General features: G+C 57.7%; 5 protein-coding genes and 1 pseudogene. 4 read left to right on the top strand and 2 right to left on the bottom strand.

Going from position 1 to position 4,711, the window contains the following annotated elements:
* Nucleotides 1–523, bottom strand: a 523-nt coding sequence (locus tag ACTIKR_RS12330; protein WP_442327973.1) for a DUF2239 family protein, incomplete at its 3' end; no start/stop codon positions are given.
* Nucleotides 524–900: 377 nt separating this feature from the next.
* Entirely contained in the window at nucleotides 901–1,701 is an 801-nt protein-coding gene (locus ACTIKR_RS12325) for a tRNA threonylcarbamoyladenosine dehydratase (RefSeq protein ID WP_193087796.1), read from the bottom strand.
* Nucleotides 1,702–1,918: 217 nt separating this feature from the next.
* Here ACTIKR_RS12325 and ACTIKR_RS12320 point away from each other — a divergent pair, with 217 nt between their 5' ends.
* From ACTIKR_RS12320 to ACTIKR_RS12305, 4 genes and pseudogenes are all read left to right on the top strand, one after another.
* A complete protein-coding gene (locus tag ACTIKR_RS12320; protein ID WP_193087832.1) occupies nucleotides 1,919–2,485 on the top strand; it encodes a gamma-glutamylcyclotransferase in 567 nt (188 codons plus the stop codon).
* A gap of 95 nt (nucleotides 2,486–2,580) precedes the next feature.
* Nucleotides 2,581–3,213 carry a pyridoxamine 5'-phosphate oxidase gene (gene pdxH, locus ACTIKR_RS12315; protein ID WP_193087795.1) on the top strand — a complete coding sequence of 211 codons (633 nt, stop codon included), beginning with the start codon at nucleotides 2,581–2,583 and terminating at the stop codon, nucleotides 3,211–3,213.
* A 36-nt stretch (nucleotides 3,214–3,249) separates the two neighbouring features.
* The gene (locus ACTIKR_RS12310; protein ID WP_193087794.1) at nucleotides 3,250–3,771 is read left to right on the top strand and encodes a flavin reductase family protein; all 522 of its coding nucleotides are present in this window, start codon (nucleotides 3,250–3,252) and stop codon (nucleotides 3,769–3,771) included.
* A pseudogene (locus ACTIKR_RS12305) lies at nucleotides 3,771–4,711 on the top strand (NAD(P)/FAD-dependent oxidoreductase); the annotation flags it as partial. The gene ACTIKR_RS12310 and the pseudogene ACTIKR_RS12305, both read left to right, overlap by 1 nt.

Here is a 4,711-nt window from a genome sequence, read left to right as displayed (position 1 = left end):
GGGCTGCGCGCCGGGCATCACGGTCCGTGTTGCGGAGCCGGGCCGCTTCAACCAACTTACGCAACGCGACCGATGCGCCCCCTGGCTGGGCGGCCAGCCATTCCCAATGTCTGGGCAGCAGCGTCACCTCCCGGGAAATCACCCCCAGCTTCGGTCGGCCGCGTCGCCGCACAGCCTGATGGCCGCTCTCCTGCGGTGCCTGCGTCAACGTTGCAAGAGGCGATGAAGAAGCGGTGGCGTCCGTCATATCGGGCTTAGGCGCCCCTGCTGCCCCGCTACCAGTGCGCAAAGTTGTGAGCTGTGGGTTAAGACCTTCCTGCTGATCGTTTGGCGCTGCGGCATCCAGCAGCCGCACATCAATATCGGTCGAACGACCGGAAGCATCGTCGAATATCAATACCGCACTGGTTGACGGTGTTTTCAGGGCGGTCCGATATGCCGTCGCCACCTGGGACAGCGTACCGGAGGCGAGCTTGCGGTATCCATAGAATACGGTATAGGTTTGTTCAGGGGTTGCAGCCATTGGTGGAACTCCTTGGTCGGCTTGATAAGTGCAACCCAAATATTACCCGGATATAAATAAAATTTAAATATTACCCGGGTAATTTATGGAAAAATGTCTTTTATGTGCCACTACCGAAGCCAAAATACAACTGGGCGCCTTCGTCGAACCAGGCAAACCGCGCGGCAAGTCGTGCATCAACGATCGCCCCTTCACCCTTGACTTCGCACCCTGCCATTCACTTTACACCTACCATTCACCTCTCGCCTCAGCCCATCGCCACCGTGCCAAAGCGCACGCGCAGCCGCGGCCATGCCAAAAACCATGACCATGGCCATGTTCTGCCGTTTTTTTGTTCAAGACATCGCTATATCGGCAACGCCGCAATGCGCTTGCGATCAGGCCAGGATCCTGCGAATCGCCTCGCCGGCCGCCGCCATACCCATTGCTGCTGTTACCGTTACCGCAGATCCATAGCCGGCGCAGGACAAGCCCTGAGGACCGCCGCTTTCTGCCGGCGCCCCCCATGCCTGGGGCAAAATGGCAGGCTGGTCGAACCAGAGCGCAAAAACGCGCATGGCAGGCGCCTTGCGCAGGGCCTTGCCGTGTCGATCCGAGCCTTTGGCAAACCCATGATGCTTACGCAACTGTTGCCGGATACGACCCAGCAACGCGTCGTTGCGCGCCGCGGACAAATCACCGGCGGTCAGCGTGAGCGCATCCAGCTTGCCGCCGGCGCCGCCACACATAATAAATGAAATTTGCTCACGTTGGCTGGCCAGCACCATGGCGATTTTGGCCGCGACCTGGTCGGTGGCGTCCACCAGAACGCTTACGGGTCGCGCCTGCAGCAGCGTATCGACATTATCGGGTCCCAGAAAATCGTCTACCAGGTTCACGCGGCAATCGGGGTTGATCCCGGCAATGCGATCAGCCATGGCCTGAATTTTAGCCTGACCAAATGTGGCCGACAGCGCATGAATCTGCCGGTTCACATTGGATTCGGCGATATGATCCAGGTCGATTAGCGTCAGTTCGCCCACGCCGGAACGGGCCAGGGCCTCTGCTGTCCACGAGCCCACGCCGCCGATTCCCGCCACCATGACATGGGCCTGCTCCAGGCGTGCTGTTGCTCCATCGCCATACAGGCGCTGTAAACCGCTGAAACGTCTTTGCTTATCGTTAATAGTTGTATCCATTCCAATCGAATCTGACCTATACTAAACTTGTTACAGAGATTTAACCGCCGGCGTCCGGCTGGTCTGGCTTCATCTGCGCTCCGGACTCCTGTAATATTTTAATGCACATTCAAAGAAGTTCATTTCCGTGGCTGAACTAATCAGGAATCCCTTACAAAAAGCACTCGACCATATCCGCCAGTTCCGTCTGTGGACCGACGAAGAAGTCGAACACTCCATGCAGCAGAACCTGGCCGGCACCGACCCGGGCAACGTATGGGTTTTTGGTTACGGATCCCTTATCTGGCGTCCTGAATTCGAATTCCAGGAATGCCGTCTTGCCACCCTTCATGGTTACCATCGTGCACTGTGCCTGTGGTCCAGCGTCAACCGCGGGACGCCGGAACGGCCTGGTCTGGTGTTCGGCCTGGACGAAGGAGGAAAATGCGAAGGCAAAGTCTTCAAACTGCGGCCCGATGCGCTGGAACAAGAATTTCGCGCCTTGTGGAAACGCGAAATGGTCTCGGGCGCCTATATCCCAACCTGGACCCACTGCGAAACAGAACACGGTACGGTACGCGCCCTGGCCTTTATCATGGACCGGGAAAATCACGCCTACGCCAAGGACCTGACCTTCGAGGAAACCCTGCAGATCATCCTGAACGCCACCGGTCAGAACGGCCCGTGCCCTGAATATGTGATCGAAACCGCGCATGCCCTGTCGGATGCCAACATCCAGGATCATGCCCTGTTCAAACTGGCAGATACGCTCAAAAAAACATACCCGGCAAAACCAGCTACCTGACCGGGAAATCTGCTGTCGGCGACCGGGAATTGCCGGGGAAATCCGCCCAAGTGCAGTACACTATTCCTTTAGGTATTTTCCCTGAAGAAGTAATTATGACGCTCGCAGATTTACGCCAGAACTACGAACAGAACGTGCTTCTGGAATCCCAGGCCGATCCCGACCCGATCAAACAATTCGAACGCTGGTTCAACGATGCCGTCGCCGGCGGCATCAAGGAACCCAACGCCATGGTGCTGTCCACCGTCGACGCGCGCCACAGACCTTCCTCCCGCACAGTTCTGCTCAAGGACCTGACGGCCGAAGGCTTCACCTTTTTCACCAACTACGAATCGGGCAAGGGCCACGATATTGCCGGCAATGCAGCGGTCAGCCTGCTATTCGTCTGGCTGGGACTGGAACGTCAGGTTCATATCAACGGCATCGCGCAGCGACTCCCCGAAGCGGAGTCGACCGACTACTTCGTCAGCCGTCCGCTGGGCTCCCGAATCGGTGCCTGGGCATCCAAGCAAAGCCAGGTGATTACCCGCGAAGAACTGGAAGAACGCGCAGAGGATTTCAGGGAAAAATTTGGCGACACAGTCCCAAAACCGCCCCACTGGGGAGGCTATGTCGTGATTCCGGAAATGATCGAGTTCTGGCAGGGCCGCCCGTCGCGGCTGCATGACCGGCTTCGTTATACGCGTGACCAGGACGCACGCTGGTCCATGGTTCGCCTGTCTCCCTGACATGATCATAAAGCTAAGAAATAAGGTATCAAGACAATGAGCGCACAGGCTCCGGATTTTGACTCTCGGGATTTCAAGTCTGCGCTGGGCCGCTTTGCGACCGGCGTCACCATCGTGACGGCCAATCATCCGCAAACCGGCCATCCCATCGGATTGACCGTCAGCTCCTTCAATTCTGTCTCGCTGAACCCCCCGCTGGTGCTCTGGAGCCTGATCAAATCCTCTTCCAACCGGGAAGCATTTGAACAGATCACGCGCTACAACATCCACATATTGAACGCCGAACAACTGACATTGGCCCGCCAGTTTTCCGCCGGCAGTCCGCAAGAACGTTTCCGCGACATAGTCTGGACGCCAGGCGCAACAGATGAACAGGTCCCAAAACTGGATGACCGCTATTGCTCGGCCTGGTTCGAATGCTACAACCGCAATCACTACCATGAAGGGGATCATATGATCCTGATCGGCGAGGTGGAGCGGTGTCACCATACCGACTCACTGCCCCTGGTCTATCATGCGGGCAGTTTTGACTTGACCCCTACCTTAACAGAAACATAATGAGTGTTGATATTGAATGCATCGTCATCGGCGCCGGTGTTGTCGGACTTGCCATAGCCCGCGAACTGGCCTGTTCGGGAACCGAAGTTTTGGTGCTGGAAGCCGAAGAAGCCATCGGCATGGGCACCAGCTCACGCAACTCCGAAGTGATTCATGCCGGTTTATATTATCCCGAAGGCAGCCTGAAGGCCCGCCTCTGTGTAGAAGGCAAAAAGCAGCTTTATGCCTATTGTGATTCACGCCATGTTCCGTACAAACGCATGGGCAAGCTGCTGGTCGCCACCGCCGACAGCCAGGTGCCGTATCTGGAAAAAATCGCCGCCCAGGGCAAGGCCAACGGCGTAGACGATCTGCAATGGCTTACTGCCGAGCAGACGCGCAAGTTGGAACCCGAACTTGACTGCGCCGCCGCTGTACTGTCTCCGTCAACCGGCATTATCGATAGCCACGCCTATATGCTGGCCCTGCAGGGCGATGCAGAAAACGCCGGCGCCCAGGTTATCCTGCGCACGCCCATGCTGCACGCGAATATCGACGCCGACGGCGCCTTCACCTGCCATTTCGGCGGGGACGAAGCCATGACTTTACGCTGTCGCACACTCATTAATGCGTCTGGCCTGCACGCCCCTACGCTGGCGCGCAACATCAGCGGGCTTGACCCGGCACATATTCCGGGCGAGTATTACTGCAAGGGCAGCTATTTCACGCTGAACCGCCGCGCACCGTTTTCTCACCTGATCTATCCGATGCCCAATAGCGCAGGCCTTGGCGTGCACCTGACCCTGGACATGGGTGGCCAGGCAAAATTCGGGCCCGATACCGAGTGGATCGAGAACGAAAACTATCTAGTCAACCCGGATCATGCCGCCGCTTTTGACCCGGCCTTGCGCAGCTGGGGGCCGGGCCTGCCCGCCTCTGCCCGGGACCCGGGGTAGGCCGG

It is taken from the genome of Advenella sp. (genome assembly GCF_052108595.1).
Taxonomy (GTDB): domain Bacteria; phylum Pseudomonadota; class Gammaproteobacteria; order Burkholderiales; family Burkholderiaceae_B; genus Advenella.
This window is presented reverse-complemented; position numbering and strand designations above follow the sequence as displayed.